15 protein-coding genes are annotated in these 17707 nt (G+C 63.5%); 13 read left to right on the top strand and 2 right to left on the bottom strand.

Features of this window, described 5'->3' with window-relative positions; genetic code table 11:
* From WN72_RS26080 to WN72_RS26065, 4 genes are all read left to right on the top strand, one after another.
* Positions 1-1779, top strand: coding sequence for an arylsulfatase (locus tag WN72_RS26080; protein WP_231164033.1), 1779 nt, complete (start codon positions 1-3; stop codon positions 1777-1779).
* A gap of 178 nt (positions 1780-1957) precedes the next feature.
* Positions 1958-2995, top strand: a complete 1038-nt coding sequence (locus WN72_RS26075; protein WP_092214142.1) for an HAD family hydrolase — start codon at positions 1958-1960, stop codon at positions 2993-2995.
* Between the two features lie 360 nt (positions 2996-3355).
* On the top strand, positions 3356-4786 hold the full coding sequence (locus tag WN72_RS26070; RefSeq protein ID WP_092214144.1) for an outer membrane protein: 1431 nt from the start codon (positions 3356-3358) through the stop codon (positions 4784-4786).
* An 82-nt stretch (positions 4787-4868) separates the two neighbouring features.
* Positions 4869-5954, top strand: coding sequence for a SphA family protein (locus WN72_RS26065; RefSeq protein WP_092214146.1), 1086 nt, complete (start codon positions 4869-4871; stop codon positions 5952-5954).
* Between the two features lie 315 nt (positions 5955-6269).
* Here the strand turns inward: WN72_RS26065 and WN72_RS26060 are convergent, their stop codons facing one another.
* Positions 6270-7262: an ATP-binding protein gene (locus WN72_RS26060; protein WP_092214148.1), complete on the bottom strand. Its 993-nt coding sequence runs from the start codon at positions 7260-7262 to the stop codon at positions 6270-6272.
* A gap of 182 nt (positions 7263-7444) precedes the next feature.
* Here WN72_RS26060 and yajC point away from each other — a divergent pair, with 182 nt between their 5' ends.
* Genes yajC through WN72_RS26030 form a run of 6 tightly spaced genes read left to right on the top strand, consistent with a single transcriptional unit; the run spans position 7445 to position 13076 of the window.
* Positions 7445-7801, top strand: a complete 357-nt coding sequence (gene yajC / locus WN72_RS26055) for a preprotein translocase subunit YajC (RefSeq protein WP_027559319.1) — start codon at positions 7445-7447, stop codon at positions 7799-7801.
* Positions 7802-7850: 49 nt separating this feature from the next.
* The gene (gene secD / locus WN72_RS26050; protein WP_027559318.1) at positions 7851-9455 is read left to right on the top strand and encodes a protein translocase subunit SecD; all 1605 of its coding nucleotides are present in this window, start codon (positions 7851-7853) and stop codon (positions 9453-9455) included.
* A 10-nt stretch (positions 9456-9465) separates the two neighbouring features.
* The gene (secF, locus tag WN72_RS26045) at positions 9466-10485 is read left to right on the top strand and encodes a protein translocase subunit SecF (RefSeq protein WP_092214150.1); all 1020 of its coding nucleotides are present in this window, start codon (positions 9466-9468) and stop codon (positions 10483-10485) included.
* Between the two features lie 60 nt (positions 10486-10545).
* Positions 10546-10929, top strand: a complete 384-nt coding sequence (locus WN72_RS26040; protein ID WP_027559316.1) for an Mth938-like domain-containing protein — start codon at positions 10546-10548, stop codon at positions 10927-10929.
* A complete protein-coding gene (locus WN72_RS26035; protein ID WP_092214153.1) occupies positions 10926-11786 on the top strand; it encodes a phytoene/squalene synthase family protein in 861 nt (286 codons plus the stop codon). Before WN72_RS26040 ends, WN72_RS26035 begins: the two co-directional genes overlap by 4 nt.
* Before the next feature lie 45 nt (positions 11787-11831).
* Complete coding sequence (locus tag WN72_RS26030) at positions 11832-13076, top strand: threonine ammonia-lyase (protein WP_092214155.1); 1245 nt, start codon at positions 11832-11834, stop codon at positions 13074-13076.
* A gap of 13 nt (positions 13077-13089) precedes the next feature.
* Here the strand turns inward: WN72_RS26030 and WN72_RS26025 are convergent, their stop codons facing one another.
* Positions 13090-14268, bottom strand: a complete 1179-nt coding sequence (locus tag WN72_RS26025) for an aminotransferase class V-fold PLP-dependent enzyme (RefSeq protein WP_092214157.1) — start codon at positions 14266-14268, stop codon at positions 13090-13092.
* Positions 14269-14468: 200 nt separating this feature from the next.
* On the opposite strand from WN72_RS26025, the gene WN72_RS26020 reads away from it, so the two are divergent.
* The 3 genes from WN72_RS26020 to WN72_RS26010 all read left to right on the top strand — a co-directional run bounded on the left by WN72_RS26020 (position 14469) and on the right by WN72_RS26010 (position 17670).
* The gene (locus WN72_RS26020) at positions 14469-15425 is read left to right on the top strand and encodes a LysR family transcriptional regulator (RefSeq protein WP_051378460.1); all 957 of its coding nucleotides are present in this window, start codon (positions 14469-14471) and stop codon (positions 15423-15425) included.
* A 113-nt stretch (positions 15426-15538) separates the two neighbouring features.
* On the top strand, positions 15539-16732 hold the full coding sequence (locus tag WN72_RS26015) for a CaiB/BaiF CoA transferase family protein (protein ID WP_027559311.1): 1194 nt from the start codon (positions 15539-15541) through the stop codon (positions 16730-16732).
* Positions 16729-17670, top strand: a complete 942-nt coding sequence (locus tag WN72_RS26010; protein WP_092214159.1) for a hydroxymethylglutaryl-CoA lyase — start codon at positions 16729-16731, stop codon at positions 17668-17670. Before WN72_RS26015 ends, WN72_RS26010 begins: the two co-directional genes overlap by 4 nt.
* The last annotated feature ends 37 nt before the right edge of the window (positions 17671-17707 follow it).

Below are 17707 nucleotides of genomic sequence, written 5' to 3'. Positions count from 1 at the left end.
ATGTTGAATTGCATATTCAATGACAAGCTTTCGGTTGCAACGCCGGGCAAGACGCGGAGCTGGATCAAGCGGTCCTGTCTAGCGCTGCTCAGTGCGACAATAATGATACCGTCGCAGGAATTGGTCAGCACTCCGGCAGCCGCCCAGCAGCCGGCGCAAAAGCCCAACATCCTCTTCATCATGGGTGATGACATCGGCCTGTATCAGCCGAGCATCTACCATCGCGGCCTGATGGTCGGCGAGACGCCCAACATCGATCGCATCGGCAACGAAGGAGCGATCTTCACGCATTACTATGCCGAGCAGAGCTGCACCGCGGGCCGCAATGCCTTCTTCACCGGCATGCATCCGCTGCGAACGGGAATGATTCCTCCGCAATTGCCCGGCAGCCCGTCCTATTTGCGGCCCGGCACCCCGGCGCTCGCCAAGTTCTTGCTCGATCTCGGCTACAACACCGGCGAATTCGGCAAGAACCATCTCGGCGATCACACCGACGCACTGCCAACCGCGCACGGCTTCCAGGAATACTGGGGCTACCTGTATCACCTCGATGCTATGCAGGGCGTGAGTTTCCCTGACATCAACAAGTCCCCCACCCAGCAGACGGTTGCTCCGCCATGCAAGAATACGCCGATCCCCGGCATCCCGGAGGTACCGGGCGCGGTCGATCCGAAAACGGCGGTTTGCCTGACGCCTCCGCGCAACATCCTGTCGTGCAAGTCCGATGGTACGGGCAGGACTCAGCAGTGCGTCGACCAGGGCCCGCTGACGCTCGAGCGATCGAAGGGTGTCGATGAGGAAATCTCGGCCAAGGTCATCGACTTCCTCGATCGCAATGATCCGAAGACGACAGGCAAGCCTTTCTTCGTCTGGTACAACCCAGCGCGCATGCACATCACGACCGTGCTGAATGACAAGTACGCGGCCATGGTCGGCGAGCCCGGTGGCAAGGACTGGGGCCTCAACGAGGCCGGCATGAAGCAGCTGGATGACAACGTCGGCTATGTGCTGAAGAAGCTCCAGGACATGGGACAACTCGACAACACGATCGTCGTGTTCACGACCGACAACGGTGCCGAAACCATCACCTTTCCGGACGGCGGCACCACGCCGTTCAAGGGCGGCAAGCTGAGCACCTGGGAAGGCGGCATGCGCGCACCGGCGCTCGTTCGCTGGCCGGGGGTCATCAAGCCCGGTACCATCAAGAACGACATCTTCGCGTCACTCGACTGGCTGCCGACGTTTGTCAGCATCGCGGGCGGCGCAAAGGGAGACGAGTTGAAGAAGCGCATCGAGGCCGGCCAATATCCCGGCATCGTCAAGACGACGCTCGATGGCGTCGATCAGGCCGAGTACCTTTCCGGACGTTCGGAAAAGTCGGCGCGCGATACCTTCTTCTACTATTCGGGCAAGGATCCGTCGGCGGTGCGCTACAAGAACTGGAAGATCTACTTCACGATGGTGTCCGACGCGCCGCAGGGCTTTATTGCCGGAGCGCTTCCTTATCACTGGGCCCAGGTCGTCAATATCAAGCGAGACCCGTTCGAGACCTCCATTGGTGCACAATACAAGACACTCATGGGCCTGGGCGGCGTCATCGGCTCCCCTTCTACAGCCTACGTCTATGACTGGAACATGCTGCCCATCGGCCAGGCGCTCTGGCTGAAGGAACTGGAGAGCTATATTCCGTACCCGCCGCTCCAGGACCCGGCGAGCTACAACCTCGAGCAGGTGCTGCAACAGGTCAAGCAGGCCAAAATCGCCGGTCGCAGCGACTAGTGGATCAGTATGAATGGCGGGCGTCGCTTTCGGCGCTCGCCAATCCACTGCGGTCCGAATCCAACTGCTCGCGAAGCAGCATATCGGCAAGCGTGCGACGAACAGCAGCGCTACGCCAGCCTCGCACGCACCTTCAATGTTGGCCGGTGGGGACCGCACAATCGAAAACGGATCGACAATGAAACAGATCATGCGATTTCCACGCCTTGACCGTCGCGCGCTGCTCTCGTCTCTGGCGATGCTTCCGTTTCTATCTGCCGCCCTGCGTTCCACGTCGGCCATGGCCCAGACGCAAGCCGGACCTCTGCCATCTTGGAATGACGGCCCGACGAAAGCTTCGATCGTCGACTTCGTCGCACGGATCACGGAGAGTGGCGGGCCCTATTTCGTACCGCCCGATCAACGCATCGCGACCTTCGACAACGATGGGACGCTTTGGATCGAGCAGCCGATGTATGTGCAGCTCGCTTTTGCGCTGGATCGCGTGAAGGTTCTTGCGCCCATGCATCCGGAATGGAAGGAAAAGCAGCCCTTCGCGGCCGTGCTGAACGGCGACCTGAAGGCGCTCGCAGCTTTCGGAGAAAAGGGCGTGGCCGAGCTGGTGGCGGTGACTCACGCCGGCATGACGACAGCGGAGTTTGAGAAGATCGTCACAGAGTGGCTTGCGACCGCGCGTGATGGTCGCTTCAAACGCCCCTACACCGAACTCGTTTATCACCCTATGCTCGAATTGCTCGCTTACCTCCGCACCAACGGCTTCAAGACCTTCATCGTGTCAGGTGGCGGCATCGAATTCATGCGGCCATGGACCGAGACGACTTATGGAGTGCCTCCCGAGCAGGTCGTCGGATCGTCAATCAAGACTCGCTATGAAATGCGCGACAGCACGCCGGTTCTATTTCGCTTGCCCGAGGTCGATTTCATCGACGACAAGGCCGGCAAGCCGATCGGGATCAATAGCCACATTGGCCGGCGTCCGATCGCCGCCTTCGGGAACTCCGATGGCGACCTCGAAATGCTGCAATGGGCGACGCTCGGTACCAGCGGCGCGCGGTTCGGCCTGATCGTCCACCATACCGACGCGGAACGTGAATATGCCTACGATCGCCAATCACATTTCGGCAAGCTCGATGTCGCTCTCGATGCTGCAGCGCTGAACAGGTGGACCGTTGTGGACATGAAGAAGGACTGGAAGAGGATCTTTTCGTTTGACTAGAGGCGAGATCGTAAGGCTCCTGGCCGCGCGAATGTGCGAATCAACCATCAAGCTAAATGCACGCTATTGGGCAGAGCACGCCAACTAAGTTTCGGGTTGTGGCCAATTCACAACGGACATCGGGCCTGGAACATGGCCGACGCACCCGTCGCTTCCGGTCTACCCCATAAGCGGACAATTCTGAGCCGGTTGGTCTGTCTCAAACGGGCCAAAAGCGGCCTCGTGTGCGGTAAGCACCCAGCCGATCGACATTCTCGCCGGGTGTGTCCCGTAAGAGACAGTCAAAAATAACCAGTTGTAGTTGAATGAGGAAGCGACGGGAAATTCTGGCAATATCGTTACCCCATATGGGAGCGTGCCATGAAGTCGTTCCTTGCGGCTCTGCTTGCTATCTTGGTGAGCGTCACTGCGCGTGCTGCGGATATGCCGGTGAAGGCTCCGGCCGCTCTTCCGCCGCCATACAATTGGTCAGGGTTTTATCTTGGCGCAAATGTCGGTGGGGCCTGGACCAGCGGCAGCCTGAACATTCCAGGCAACAATTTATATGGCGGGCTGACGGAATTCATCGGTGGCGTTCAGGCCGGCTACAATTTCCAGGCCGGCCATCTTTTGTTTGGCGTGGAAGGTGATTTCGATGGGGCGACATTTGGTCATCCCGTGCTTCCGACTCCTACGCTCGGCTCGGTGAGCCAGAACTGGATCGGAACGGTGGCAGGCCGCGTCGGGCTCGTGGAAGACCGCTGGCTTTTTTACACCAAGCTTGGCGGTGGCTGGGTGCGCAGCAATGCCTCGTTGAACTTCCCCGGCGTCGCTTGGCAGGGGTCCAACACCAGCTCTGGCTGGCTGGCTGGCGTCGGTATCGAGTACGGCTTCAAGGCGAATTGGACGCTCAAACTCGAATACGATTACATTGGGCTGGGACAATGGACTTCGCCCACCGTCCCGCCCATCCCGCTGAACCGCGACCTTCAGATGGTCAAGCTTGGTGCGAACTACAAATTCGAGAGCGGGCTTCCCGATACGGTCGCGCCGGCAAGAACCGCGCATTCTGCCGAGCACTCCGAAGATGAAGACCTAGCCAAGAAATCACAGAATCCTATCGCCGATCTCGTCAGCGTTCCGTTCCAAAGCAATACGAATTTCAACGCCGGGCCGTTCAATCGCACCCAGGAAGTCCTCAACATTCAGCCAGTCATACCGCTGCGCATCAACGCGGACTGGAATGTGATCTCGCGCACCATCATGCCCGTGATCAGTCAACCTAGTCCGTTTTTTAACAACAACACGAATGGAATTGGCGACATTACCCAGCAGTTCTTTTTCACCCCCACCCATCCAGGCACTCTGATCTGGGGCGTCGGTCCCGTCTTCACGGTTCCGTCCGCGAGCGATCCGATTCTCGGAACCGGTAAGGTGTTGTTCGGTCCGACCGCCGTTGCCCTCGTGACGCCCGGACATTGGGTGATCGGCGTGCTGGTCAACAATCAGTGGTCAGTTGGCGGCAATCCATTGCGGCCGCCCGTAAACGCATTTCTCGCGCAGCCGTTCGTCAACTACAACATGGCGCACGGGTGGTACCTGACAAGCTCACCTGTGATCACCGCGAACTGGCTGGCGGCCCCCGGTCAGCAGTGGACCGTACCGATCGGTGGCGGTTTCGGCCGAATCTTCAAGATCGGCGACCAGCCAGTGAGTGCAAATATAGCCGGCTATTACAACGTCGTTCGTCCAACCGGCACGCCGAGTTGGCAGTTGCGGGCCGAATTGTCACTGCTCTTCCCCGAGAGGTGAGAGGTGCTTGCTTCGAGATTGGGAGATTTCTGGTCACGCAATCCGGCTCCGTTGCAGACCGTGAAAGGATGGGAGATCCGCGATGAAGAGCAAGAAATTGACACCAAGGACTGGTTTCGTTTGTCGGCTGGGCGCGGCGGCAATTGCCACCTTACTCGCGCTCCCCAATGACGCGGCGCGAGCCGATGAAGGCGGTGTCAGCTTCTGGATACCCGGCTTCTTTGGCAGCCTCGCCGCCGCCCCCGCGCAGGCGCCCGGCTGGTCGGTGACCTCGATTTATTATCATACCTCGGTTTCCGCCGGCGGCGACGTGGCGCGGGCACGGGAGATCACGATCGGTCGCATTCCCGCGAATCTGAACGTCAACGTGAATGCGAACGTTAAGGCGAATGTGGATCTTGGCCTTTTAGTCGGGACCTACACCTTTGCGACACCGGTGCTGGGCGCGCAGGCGCAGGCCTCCCTGCTGGGTGTCTACGGCTCCAACTCGACGTCGTTGGCGGGATCACTGGTGGGGACAGTGACGGGACCAGGAGGCGGAGTATTGCCATTCTCGCGCTTCGACAGCATCGACAGCTCGATCACTGCATTTGGCGATCTGCTTCCGATGTTCCAGCTGAAATGGAACGCCGGTGTTCACAACTACATGACCTACATCACCGGGGACATCCCGGTTGGGGCCTATCAGTCGGATCGTCTTGCAAATTTAGGGCTCGGGCATTGGGCAATCGACGCTGGAGGTGGCTATACTTATTTCAATCCAAAGACCGGGCACGAGTTTTCAGGGGTGCTGGGATTTACATACAACTTCGTCAACCCCTCCACTCAATATCAAAGCGGCGTCGACATGCACTTCGACTGGGGCGCGTCGCAATTCCTGACCAAGCAGTGGCAGGTCGGCCTCGTGGGTTACGCCTATCAGCAGCTCGGCTGCGACAGCGGCTCCGGCGATCGCGTCGGCTGTTTCCGGTCGCGAGTGCTCGGCGCTGGACCGCAGGTCGGCTACATTTTCCCGGTCGGAGACATGCAGGGATATCTGAACCTGAAGGCCTACGGCGAATTCGCCAATGAAAATCGGCCAGCGGGCTGGAACGTCTGGCTGACGTTCAATCTTTCGCCCCCGGCGGCAACGCCGCCGACACGCTCGAGGCACATTATTACTAAGTAGGATCAGCGATGCCCCTACGGCAAATCGCGCCTCTTCTACGCGATTTCGTCCGCCGCGCCGGAAAGCACCGTTGCGCCGACCCGGCACAGGGTGATGAAGTAAGCGGATCAACCGGAGAAGGGAGCTCTGCGCGCGACCTGCGCAAGCGCGCTCGCGGGTGAGGGCACGCGCCTGCTCAACATCAATGTTGAAGCGCAGTGTACAAACTCGGCCCCCCAGGTCCCTAAACGCCGCCAGAGGCGGGTTTGATACGTACGCGTCCTTGATTCCCCATCTTCGGGGAAAGACAGCCGCAACCGGGGTGCGATCCGACCGCTACGTCGCCGTCAGCTTCACACCCAGCCGTCCTGCAAGCTCCTGCACGAACTGCCAGGCGACGCGGCCAGAGCGCGAGCCGCGCGTGGTCGACCATTCCAGCGCCTCGCGCTCGAGCGCCTCGTCGTCGACCTTGATGCCGAAATGGCTGCAATAGCCGCGCACCATGGCGAGATATTCGTCCTGGCTGCAGCGATGGAAGCCGAGCCACAGGCCGAAGCGGTCCGACAGCGAGACCTTCTCCTCGACTGCTTCGCCGGGATTGATCGCGGTCGAGCGCTCGTTCTCGATCATGTCACGCGCCAGTAGGTGGCGGCGATTGGAAGTGGCGTAGAGGATGACGTTCTCGGGCCGGCCCTCTATGCCGCCTTCGAGCACGGCCTTGAGCGACTTGTAGGACGCGTCATTGCCGTCGAAGGAGAGGTCATCGATGAACACGATGAAGCGGAAGCTGGCGTCGCGGAGCTTCTCCATCAGCATCGGCAGCGTTTCGATATCCTCGCGATGGATCTCGATCAGCTTCAGCTTGTCTGCCGGCTTGCGTTCCGCATTGATGCTGGCATGCGCGGCCTTCACCAGCGACGACTTGCCCATGCCGCGCGCGCCCCAGAGCAGGGCGTTGTTGGCGGGCAGGCCGTTGGCGAAACGCTCGGTGTTCTCCATCAGGATGTCCCGCATCCGGTCGACGCCCTTGAGCAGGAACAGCTCGACGCGGCTGACCCGCGGCACCGGCGCGAGGCGGCCATCGGGGTGCCAGACATAGGCGTCCGCCCGGTCGAACGAGGCGGGTTCAGCGATCGGCTTGCCCTGGGCGGCAAGGTGTGCCGCGATCGTCTCCAGCGCGCGGACGACACGCTCCTGGTTAAGGTCTGGGGCTGCTGTCGCGGCTGCCTTGACGGCCCCCTTGGGGCGATTTGCCGCGAGGCGGGCAGGCTTCTTGGCAGGGGTACGGGGGCCTTTGCCGGCCGGGCTTTTGCTTGGTTTTTTGGGCATGTCCGAAGTTCCTGAGAACGCAGCCTTATCGGGCCTGACGGCGCGCCGCAAGGTGGCCAAATCGACGGTCTGGCAGCGTTGCAATTGGGGCGGTGGCCGCTATAGTCCGCGCGAATTTGACCGAACCGGTCGCCTTTGAGGGCCTGACCGGCTGTCCCCCGTTCTCACGAGGATCGTCCGAAATGTTGATTACCCCTGCGTATGCCCAGGCTGCGGGCGCCGGTGACACCAACAGCATGTTGATGTCGCTGCTGCCGTTCGCCCTGATCTTCGTGATCATGTACTTCCTGATTCTGCGTCCGCAGCAGAAGAAGGTCCGCGACCATGCCGACCTCGTGAAGAACATCCGCCGCGGCGACACCGTCGTGACCTCGGGCGGCCTCGTCGGAAAGGTCACCAAGGTCGTCGATGACGACCAGATCGAATTCGAGATCTCCGATGGCGTGCGCGTGCGGCAGATGCGCCAGATGATCTCCGGCGTGCGTGCCAAGGGCGAGCCGGCCAAGGAAAGCGCAAAGGACGACACCGCGGCCAAGTGAGCGCTTTGCCGCGAGCATCTCAAGTCTCCTGATCTGACAGGTCCAGTCGATGTTGTATTTCACGCGGTGGAAGGCGCTCGGGATTATCCTGACGGCGCTGATCGTGTGCCTCTGCGCGGTCCCGAACTTCTTTCCCGAAGCGCAGGTCAAGACCTGGCCGGCCTGGGCGCAGCGCCGGCTCGTGCTCGGCCTCGACCTCCAGGGCGGCTCCTATCTGCTGCTCGAGGTCGATTCTGCCTATGTGAAGAAGGAGCGGCTCGACCAGATCCGTGACGACGTGCGCCGGACGCTGCGCGATGCCAAGATCGGCTTCACCGGCGGCGTCACCGTACGCAACGACGCGGCCGAGGTGCGTATCACCAAGGAGACCGACGTGCAGCCGGCGCTCGCCAAGCTGCGCGAGCTGTCCCAGCCGCTGGGCGGTCTGATGGGATCGAGCGGTCAGCGCGACCTCGAGGTGACCGATGCCGGCGGCGGCGTGATCCGCCTGACCATCCCGCAGGCCGCGATGCTCGACCGCATGCGCAAGACCATCGAGCAGTCGATCCAGATCGTCGAGCGCCGCGTCAACGAGCTCGGCACCGTCGAGCCCGTGATCCAGCGCCAGGGCAACGACCGCATCCTGGTGCAGGTCCCCGGCCTCCAGGACCCGACCCGTCTGAAGGAATTGCTGGGCAAGACCGCGAAGATGGAATTCCGCATGGTCGATACCTCCGTGCCGCCGGATCAGGCGCAGCAGGGCAGGTTGCCGCCGGAATCCGAGCTGTTGATGAGCGCCTCGCCGCCGCCGACGCCTTACGTGGTCAAGAAGCAGGTGCTGGTTGCCGGCGGTGACCTCACCGACGCTCAGGCGAGCTTTGACCAGCGCACCGGCGAACCGGTCGTCAGCTTCAAGTTCAACACGTCGGGGGCGCGCAAATTCGCGCAGGCGACGCAGGAAAACGTTGGGCTGCCCTTCGCGATCGTGCTCGACAACAAGGTGATCTCGGCGCCCGTGATCCGCGAGCCCATCACCGGCGGCCAGGGCCAGATCTCCGGCAGCTTCACCGTGCAATCGGCCAACGATCTCGCCATCCTGCTGCGCGCCGGCGCGCTGCCGGCGCCGCTGACCGTAGTCGAGGAGCGCACCGTCGGCCCGGGCCTCGGCCAGGACTCGATCGAGAAGGGTGAGCTTGCGGCTTACGTCGGCTCGATCCTCGTGATTGTGTTCATGCTGCTGACCTACCGGCTGTTCGGCGTGTTCGCCAACATCGCGGTGACCATCAACGTCGCCATGATCTTCGGCCTGCTGTCGCTGCTCAACGCCACGCTGACGCTGCCCGGCATCGCCGGCATCGTGCTCACCGTGGGCATCGCGGTGGACTCCAACGTGCTGATCTATGAGCGCATCCGCGAGGAGCTGCGCGGCGGCCGCAACGCGATCTCGGCGATCGACGCCGGGTTCAAGCGCGCGCTCGCAACCATCCTCGATTCCAACATCACCACCTTCATTGCTGCCGCGGTGCTGTTCTACATCGGCACCGGCCCGGTGCGCGGCTTCGCCGTGACGCTCGGCATCGGCATCATCACCACGGTGTTCACCGCCTTCACCCTGACCCGGCTGATCGTCGCTTGGTGGGTGCGGTGGAAGCGGCCGCAGAGCGTGCCGATCTAGGAGCCTGATCGTGACTCACACCGTTCTCATCGGGCTCGGCGTCCTCATTGCCATTCTCACCGTGGTCGCGGCGCTTGGCCTGTTGCCGTCGCTGCGCATCGTTCCGGACAACACGCATTTCGACTTCACGCGCTTCCGCCGCATCAGCTTCCCGATCTCGGCGGTGCTGTCGATCGTCGCGATCACGCTGTTCTTCACCCACGGCCTGAACCTCGGTATCGACTTCAAGGGCGGCACGCTGCTCGAGGTGAAGGCGAGGTCCGGCACTGCCGACATCGCGGCGATGCGCACCACGCTCGACGCCCTGGGTCTCGGCGAAGTCCAGTTGCAGCAGTTCGGCGGCCCCGAGAACGTCCTGATCCGTGTTGCGGAACAGCCAGGGGGCGACGCCGCGCAGCAGGCAGCCCTGCAGAAGCTTCGTGGCGCGCTCGGCGACAGCGTCGACATTCAGCGCACCGAGGTGCTCGGTCCGCGCGTCGCCGGAGAGCTTTTGGCCTACGGTATGCTCGGCCTGATGCTCGCGATCGTCGCGATCCTGATCTATCTCTGGTTCCGCTTCGAATGGCAGTTCGCGTTGGGCGCCATGATCGCCAACGTGCACGACATCGTGCTGACGATCGGCTTCATGTCGATCAGCCAGGTCGATTTCGACCTGACCAGCATCGCCGCGCTGCTGACGATTCTGGGCTATTCGCTCAACGACACCGTCGTCATCTACGACCGTATCCGCGAGATGCTGCGCCGCTACAAGAAGATGCCGATGCCGCAGCTGCTCAACGAGTCCATCAACTCGACGCTGTCGCGGTCGATCATCACCCACGTCACGGTGACATTGGCCCTGCTGGCCCTGCTGCTGTTCGGCGGTCATGCCATCCACAGCTTCACCGCGGTGATGATGTTCGGCGTCGTGCTGGTCGGTACCTACACCTCGATCTTCATCGCAGCTCCGATCCTGATCTATCTCGGCGTCGGCGAGCACCGCGAGGATGCGCCCGATACGGCTGCGCCGGCGAAGAAAACCAAGGCGTGATCCGAACCCTATGCCCTCGCACGAGTTTGCGAGGGTAGTCAGCCCATTCGGACGAAGTTCATGGCCGGCGATCCCAACGCTCCGCATTTCCCGCGCTCGGCGCCGATCGAGGCTTATGGCAAGGGCGGTTTCGCCTTTGCCGGCATGTCGCATCGCGGCTCGCTGCTCTGCCTGCCCGACGCGATCTGGGCCTGGGACGTGACCGATCCCGCCAAGATCGACCGCTATTCGCTGGACCGGGTGTTCGCGGCCGCCAACGGCATCGACACGCTGCTGATCGGTACCGGAACCGGGCTCTGGCTGCCGCCGCCGGAGCTGCGCCAGGCGCTCAAGGCGGTGAGGGTGGTGCTGGACACGATGCAGACCGGCCCTGCCGTGCGCACCTACAACATCATGATCGGCGAACGGCGCCGTGTCGCGGCCGCGCTGATCGCCGTGCCATGAGCAGCGCCGCGCCGCCGGACACCGTGACTTACTGCGCCGATCTGCTGCGCAGCCATGACTTTCCGCGCTATGCCGCGACGCTGTTCGTGCCTGCCGCCGAGCGCCGCGCGCTGCTGGCACTCTATGCTTTCAACGTCGAGATCGTCCGCGTCCGCGACCAGGTGAGCCAGCCCTTGCCGGGCGAGATCCGCTTTCAATGGTGGACCGATCTGCTCGCGGGCCATGTCCATGGCAGCGCCGAGGGCAATCCCGTGGCGGCAGAGCTGCTCCGCGCGATCCGCGATTTCGACCTGCCGGTCGAACCTCTGTCGCTGCTCGTCGACGAGCACCAGTTCGATCTCTACAACGATCCGATGCCGACCACGACGGCGCTGGAAGGCTATCTGGCAGCGACCTCGTCGGCGCTGTTTGCACTCGCGGCCCGCATCATGGCGCCGCCTTCGGACGCGGCCGAGCATCTCGCCCGTCACGCCGGGCTGGCGCAGGGCATCGCGCAGGTCATCGCGAACCTGCCGCGCGATGCGGCGCACCGGCAATTGTTCCTGCCCCAGCAGGTGCTGGCGCGCCACAATTGCAGCATGGAGGACGTGTTCGCCGGCAAGGACACGCCGAACCTGCGTGCCGTGCTGGACCAGCTCACGGGCGAAGCGCAGCAGCATCTGGCGACGGCGCTATCGCTGCTGGCGGAGCTGCCAACCGCGGCCCGGCCGGCCTTTCTGCCGCTCGGGCTGGTGCGGGCCGATCTCAAGCGCCTGGCGCAGCCAGCGCGCAATCCGTTTACGCCGCAGCCGGCCTCGCGGCTGCGCACGCTGTGGACGCTCTGGCGCGCCTCGCGCTCCCGGGAATTTACCAAATAGCGGCCGGCTTATCGCCTGAGCCGGCTAAATGCTCTATGCTGTCCTATGGCTGAGTTGTCCCAAAACACGTCCGCGGATCCCGGTGGCTATCCGGTCACACCTCGCGACATCCATGCCGCCGCCGAGACCATCCGCGGCGCCGTCGTCGAGACGCCCTGCAGCTACAGCCGCACGCTGAGCAACATCTGCGGCTGCGACATCTGGCTGAAATTCGAGAACCTGCAGTTCACCTCCTCGTTCAAGGAGCGCGGCGCGCTCAACCGGCTCACCGCGCTGACGCCGGAAGAGCGTGCGCGCGGCGTCGTCGCGATGTCGGCGGGCAACCACGCCCAGGGCGTCGCTTATCATGCGAGGCGCCTCGGCATTCCCGCCACCATCGTGATGCCTGTGGGCACGCCGATGGTGAAGATCGAGAACACCAGGCACCATGGCGCCGAAGTGGTGGTCACGGGCGAAACTCTGGAAGAGGCGGCGGCGTTTGCGCGCAGCCATGGCGAAGCCCGCGGCATGATCTTCGTCCATCCTTACGACGATCCGCTGGTGATCGCGGGCCAGGGCACCGTTGGCCTTGAGATGCTCAAGGCCGTGCCGGGGCTCGATACGCTGGTCGTCCCGATCGGCGGCGGCGGGCTGATCAGCGGCATCGCCATCGCCGCCAAGTCGATCAAGCCGTCGCTGCGCATCCTGGGCGTCGAAGCCTGGCTCTATCCCTCGATGTACAACGCCATCCACGACGGCAATCTGCCGGCGCGCGGCGACACGCTCGCCGAGGGCATCGCCGTGAAGTCGCCGGGTAAGATCACCACCGAGATCGTCCGCGGCCTCGTCGACGACATCGCGCTCGTCAACGAAGCCGAGCTCGAGCGCGCGGTCGCGACCCTGATCTCGATCGAGAAGACGGTCGTCGAGGGCGCCGGCGCCGCCGGCCTTGCCGCGCTGATGTCCGATCCCTCCCGCTTCGCCGGCGAGAAAGTTGGCCTGGTGCTGAGCGGCGGCAACATTGATACGCGGCTGATCGCATCCGTTCTCACCCGCGAGCTCGCGCGCGAGGGGCGGCTGACCCAGTTGTCGCTCGATATCCCCGACAGGCCCGGGCAGCTCGCTGCGGTGGCGGGGCTGCTGGCCGAGGCTGGCGCCAACATCATCGAGGTTTCGCATCAGCGGACCTTCTCCGACCTGCCGGCCAAGGCGACCCTGCTGCAACTCGTCATCGAGACCCGCGACGCCGCGCATCTCGACGAGGTCATGGCGAGGCTAAGTGCATCCGGACTGAGCGCGCGCTGCACCTGAGCAGTGCGCGCCGCTACCGCGCCGCCGAACCCGCGAGGTGATCGACAAGCCGATCGATCTCGGCTTCCGTGTTGTAGTAATGCGGGGATGCACGCACGAGCGGCGGCAGCGCGCGGATTTCGGCGTCGATGCGGGTGCTCGCCGGATCCGAAGCGCCGATGGCGATGCCGGCCGCAGCGGCGCTGCGGACGATGGCATCCGCTTCATGCCCCTCCATCGTGAAGCTGACGATCGCGCCCGGCGTGCGACCGAGGTCACGAATTGTGACGCCACGAATGGATGCAAGGCCGGCACGCAGGCGATCGGCGAGCAGGCGGCAGCGCTGCTCGATCGGGCCAAGACCGATATCGAGGGCGTAGTCCACGGCAGCGCCCAGCCCCAGCCGGGCCGCGTAGTTGTTCTCCCAGGTCTCGAAACGGCGCGCATCGTCGCGCAGCCGGTATTCATTCCGTGCGACCCACGGCGCCGCGAAATGGTCGATCATCGGCGGTTCGAGCTGCTGCAGCAGCGCGCGGCGGACATAGAGAAAGCCGGTGCCGCGCGGGCCGCGCAGGAATTTGCGCCCCGTCGCCGACAGCATGTCGCAGCCGATGGCCTCGACATCGACCTCCATCTGGCCGACGGCCTGGCAGGCATCGAGCAGGTAGGGAACGCCGTGCTCCCGCGCAATCTTGCCGATCGCCGCCGCGGGATTGACCAGCCCGCCATTGGTCGGGACCCAGGTGATCGCGATCAGCTTCACGCGCGCGTCAATCATGCGTTCGAGCGCGGCGACATCGAGCTCTCCGCTGGCATCGCTCGGCACGATATCGATCGTCGCGCCAGTTCGTTTCGCGACTTGAAGAAACGCGACATAGTTGGCGGCATATTCCGCTTCGGCGGTGAGGATCCGATCGCCCTGGCGAAATGGAAGCGAATAGAACGCCATCTGCCAGGCGACCGTCGCGTTCTCCATGAGGGCGACCTCGTCGGGCGCCGCATTCAGCAGGCGTGCGACCGAGCCGTAAACCGCATCGAGCTGTTCGGCCTCGTGGTCGGCGGCGGCATAGCCTCCGATCTCGCTCTCCAGATCAATATGCTGCTTCATGGCATTGACGACGGCGGTCGGCATGAGAGCCGCTCCGGCATTGTGGAGGTACGCGAGCCGGCCGGCGGCCGGCGTGTCGGCACGAATCTGGTCGATGTCGATCAAGTGCTGGTCTCCGCCACTGCTATCCCGGTCATTTGAATTAGGCGCGATCACAAGCGCGAGCAAGCGATGCGCCGCTTGGAACAAAATCGCAGATTGCTGCCTCCTATTGGTATCAGATTCCAAACCGGAGGGCGCCCGCCCCGGATTTTGAGAAATCCATGGGCGCCGAACGCGATATCCTCCCGGATGAGAAACCGACCATGCAAGAGAAATCGCAATCGTCGCGCCCAGCGAGCGGGGCGGCCAAGATCAACATCGCCCGACGGATCGACCTCACGACCCTCAGGCTGTTCATCGCCATTTGCGAAGAGGGCAATCTGACGCGCGCCTCCCAGCGCGAGGCGATCGCGCCGTCGGCCGTCAGCAAGCGCATGCATGACCTTGAGGAGATGCTCGAGGTCGCCCTGTTCGAGCGGCATCCCAACGGCATGGCGCTGACGCCGGCCGGCGAATCGCTGCTGCATCATGCGCGGGTGACCTTGCTCAACGTCGAAAAGATCGCCGTCGACATGGCCGAGCACGCGAGGGGTGTGCGCGGGCATGTGCGGATGCTGGCCAATCTGTCGTCGATCGTCGAGTTCCTTCCCGACGATCTGCCCGGCTTCTTCCGCGCGCACGAGCTGGTGCGCCTCGACCTTCAGGAGCGTCCGAGCGCCGATGTCGTTCGGGGCGTCGAGGAGGGCGTAGCCGAGATTGGCATCTGCTCGGCGGATGTCTCGACCCGCGGGCTGGAGCGGTTCGCCTACCGGCGGGATCGCCTCGTCATCGTGGTGCGCACGGATCATCCGCTTGCGGGCGCGACGGACGTGTCGTTCGCCGATACGCTCGACTACGACCATGTCGGCCTGTTTGCGACCAGCTCGATCTATCTTCGTTCGCACTACACCGCACAGCAGATCGGCAAGTCGATCCGGCTGCGAGTCCATGTGCCGGGTTTCGATGCGGTGTGCCGGATGGTGCAGGCCGGCATGGGCATCGGCCTCATTCCGGACCGTGCGTTCGAGGTCCTCAGTCACGGCATGAACCTGACGGCGATCGAGCTGACGGACGACTGGGCCGATCGCGAGCTGGTGCTGGTCGCGCGAGATCCGGCAGGATTGTCGGCGACGAGCCAGCTGATGCTCGAGCATCTGCGATCGCCTGGCAGGCCGCATTGACGCCGGCCTCAACCTCGTTCGTCATCCGCGAACGCGTGTTCATCAAAGGATATTGGACATAAGACCCTGCGCTCGGCGACACCACGATCAAAGAAGATCGAGGAGCGCCGAACGTGGACGGACCACTATCAGGAATACGGGTCGTCGAACTCGGAACATTGATCGCTGCGCCATTTGCTGCGCGGCTATTCGCCGAGTTCGGCGCTGAGGTCATCAAGATCGAGCAGCCCGGCAGCGGTGATCCCTTGCGCACATGGCGCAAGCTGCATCAGGGCACCTCGCTCTGGTGGTATCTGCAATCGCGCAACAAGAAGTCGATCGCGATCGATCTGAAATCGCCGGATGGACGCGACGTGGCGCTGCGGCTGGCCGCGCAAGCCGATGTCGTGATCGAGAATTTCAAGCCGGGGAGCCTCGAGAAACTTGGCCTCGGCTGGGATGTGCTGTCGAAGCTCAACCCCGACCTTACGCTGGTGCGCATCTCCGGCTATGGGCAGACCGGGCCTTATCGCGACCGCTCCGGGTTCGGTGCAATCGGCGAGGCCATGGGCGGACTGCGCTTCACCACGGGTGATCCGGACAGTCCGCCGGCCCGCGTCGGCATCAGCATCGGCGACAGCCTCGCCTCGCTCCACGGCGTGATCGGTGCGCTGATGTCGCTGCTGCGCGTCAAGACCGGGCAGGGGCGAGGGCAGGTCGTCGACGTCTCGCTCTACGAGAGCGTGTTCAATCTGATGGAGAGCCTCGTCCCCGAATATGATCTCATGGGGCACGTCCGGACCCGCACCGGCGGGGCCCTCCCGGGCATCAGTCCCTCAAATACGTATCCGAGCTCCGATGGCCGCCACGTCGTCATCGCCGGCAATAGTGATGCGATCTTCAAGCGCTTGATGCAGGTGGTCGGCCGTCCGGACCTTGCCGACGATCCGGCGCTCGCCAGCAATGACGGACGCGTCCGCAGCAACGCCTTGCTCGATGCCGCCATCGCCGCGTGGACGTCGGAGCGGACGATGGACGAGATCCTCGCGCGCCTCGATGCGGCTGATGTTCCTGCGGGCCGGATCTATTCGGTCGCCGATATCGTTGACGATCCCCACTACGCCGCCCGCGACATGATCCTGCCGACCGAGCTGCCGGGCGACGTCACCGTGAAGATGCCGGGCATCGCGCCAAAGCTCTCCGACACGCCCGGCGCGGTCAGATGGTCCGGCCCGACGCTGGGACAGCACACCGACGAGGTGCTGACGGCCCTTGGCCTGCAGCCTGCCGATATCGCGCAGCTGCGCCGCAGCGGAGCGGTGCAATGATGGCAACACCGCCCGATATCATGATCCAGGAGGTGGCCCCGCGCGACGGCCTCCAGATCGAGGCGCAATGGGTCGAGACCAGCGACAAGGTTCGGCTCATCAATTCGCTGTCCGCGATCGGCTTCGGCCGCATCGAGGTCTCGTCGTTCGTGTCGCCGGCCGCGGTCCCGTCGCTGCGCGACGCGGCGGACGTCTTCGCCGGCATCGAACGCCGTCCGGGCACGATCTACACGGCGCTCGTGCCGAACCGGAAGGGCGCCGAGCTGGCGGTGGCGGCCCGCGCTGACGAACTGAATTTCGTGATGTCGGCGAGCGAGACGCACAATCGCGCCAACATGAACATGACGCACGCGCAATCGCTCGCTGCGCTCGCCGAGATCGTGAAGCCGGCCCATGCCGGTGGTGCCATGGTCAACGCCACGGTTGCGACCGCGTTCGGCTGTCCGTTCGAGGGCGTTCAGCCGTTCAAGAAGGTTCTCGACATCGTCAAACGCTATCTCGACCTCGGTGTCGACGGCGTCACGCTTGCCGATACCACGGGCATGGCCAATCCCAACCAGGTCTCGAAGCTGGTGGCCGAGGTCCTGATGCTCGTCCCCGCGGACATGCTCACGCTTCACTTCCACAACACGCGCGGGCTCGGACTGGTCAATGTCCTCGCGGCCCACGACACCGGCGCGCGCCGCTTCGATGCGGCCCTCGGCGGTCTCGGTGGATGTACATTTGCGCCGGGCGCCACCGGCAATGTCTGTACCGAAGACCTCGTCAATCTCTGCCATGAGATCGGCTTGCGGACCGGTCTCGATCTGCAGCGCTTGATCGATCTGTCGTTACGATTGCCCGGACTGGTTGGACATGAGGTGCCGGGGCAGGTCGCCAAGGCCGGCCGTCCCCTCGATCTGCATCCCATACCCGAACGACTGCGCCGCTCCGGCTGAGTGGCCACCATCAAAATCCCAAAACAAATTGGAGGAA

The organism is Bradyrhizobium arachidis (assembly GCF_015291705.1).
GTDB classification, from domain to species: Bacteria; Pseudomonadota; Alphaproteobacteria; order Rhizobiales; family Xanthobacteraceae; genus Bradyrhizobium; species Bradyrhizobium arachidis.
The sequence above is the reverse complement of the archived record's forward strand: the minus strand, read 5'-3'. Positions and strand labels throughout refer to the sequence as shown.

What these genes read in the sequence shown, in the direction of transcription:
- WN72_RS26035 (WP_092214153.1), top strand. Translation starts at nt 10,926, where the DNA reads ATGAGCAGCGCCGCGCCGCCGGACACCGTGACTTACTGCGCCGATCTG.
- WN72_RS26065 (WP_092214146.1), top strand. Translation starts at nt 4,869, where the DNA reads ATGAAGAGCAAGAAATTGACACCAAGGACTGGTTTCGTTTGTCGGCTG.
- WN72_RS26020 (WP_051378460.1), top strand. Translation starts at nt 14,469, where the DNA reads ATGCAAGAGAAATCGCAATCGTCGCGCCCAGCGAGCGGGGCGGCCAAG.
- WN72_RS26080 (WP_231164033.1), top strand. Translation starts at nt 1, where the DNA reads ATGTTGAATTGCATATTCAATGACAAGCTTTCGGTTGCAACGCCGGGC.
- WN72_RS26010 (WP_092214159.1), top strand. Translation starts at nt 16,729, where the DNA reads ATGATGGCAACACCGCCCGATATCATGATCCAGGAGGTGGCCCCGCGC.
- WN72_RS26070 (WP_092214144.1), top strand. Translation starts at nt 3,356, where the DNA reads ATGAAGTCGTTCCTTGCGGCTCTGCTTGCTATCTTGGTGAGCGTCACT.
- secD (WP_027559318.1), top strand. Translation starts at nt 7,851, where the DNA reads ATGTTGTATTTCACGCGGTGGAAGGCGCTCGGGATTATCCTGACGGCG.
- WN72_RS26030 (WP_092214155.1), top strand. Translation starts at nt 11,832, where the DNA reads ATGGCTGAGTTGTCCCAAAACACGTCCGCGGATCCCGGTGGCTATCCG.
- WN72_RS26075 (WP_092214142.1), top strand. Translation starts at nt 1,958, where the DNA reads ATGAAACAGATCATGCGATTTCCACGCCTTGACCGTCGCGCGCTGCTC.
- WN72_RS26060 (WP_092214148.1), bottom strand. Translation starts at nt 7,262, where the DNA reads ATGCCCAAAAAACCAAGCAAAAGCCCGGCCGGCAAAGGCCCCCGTACC.
- yajC (WP_027559319.1), top strand. Translation starts at nt 7,445, where the DNA reads ATGTTGATTACCCCTGCGTATGCCCAGGCTGCGGGCGCCGGTGACACC.
- WN72_RS26040 (WP_027559316.1), top strand. Translation starts at nt 10,546, where the DNA reads ATGGCCGGCGATCCCAACGCTCCGCATTTCCCGCGCTCGGCGCCGATC.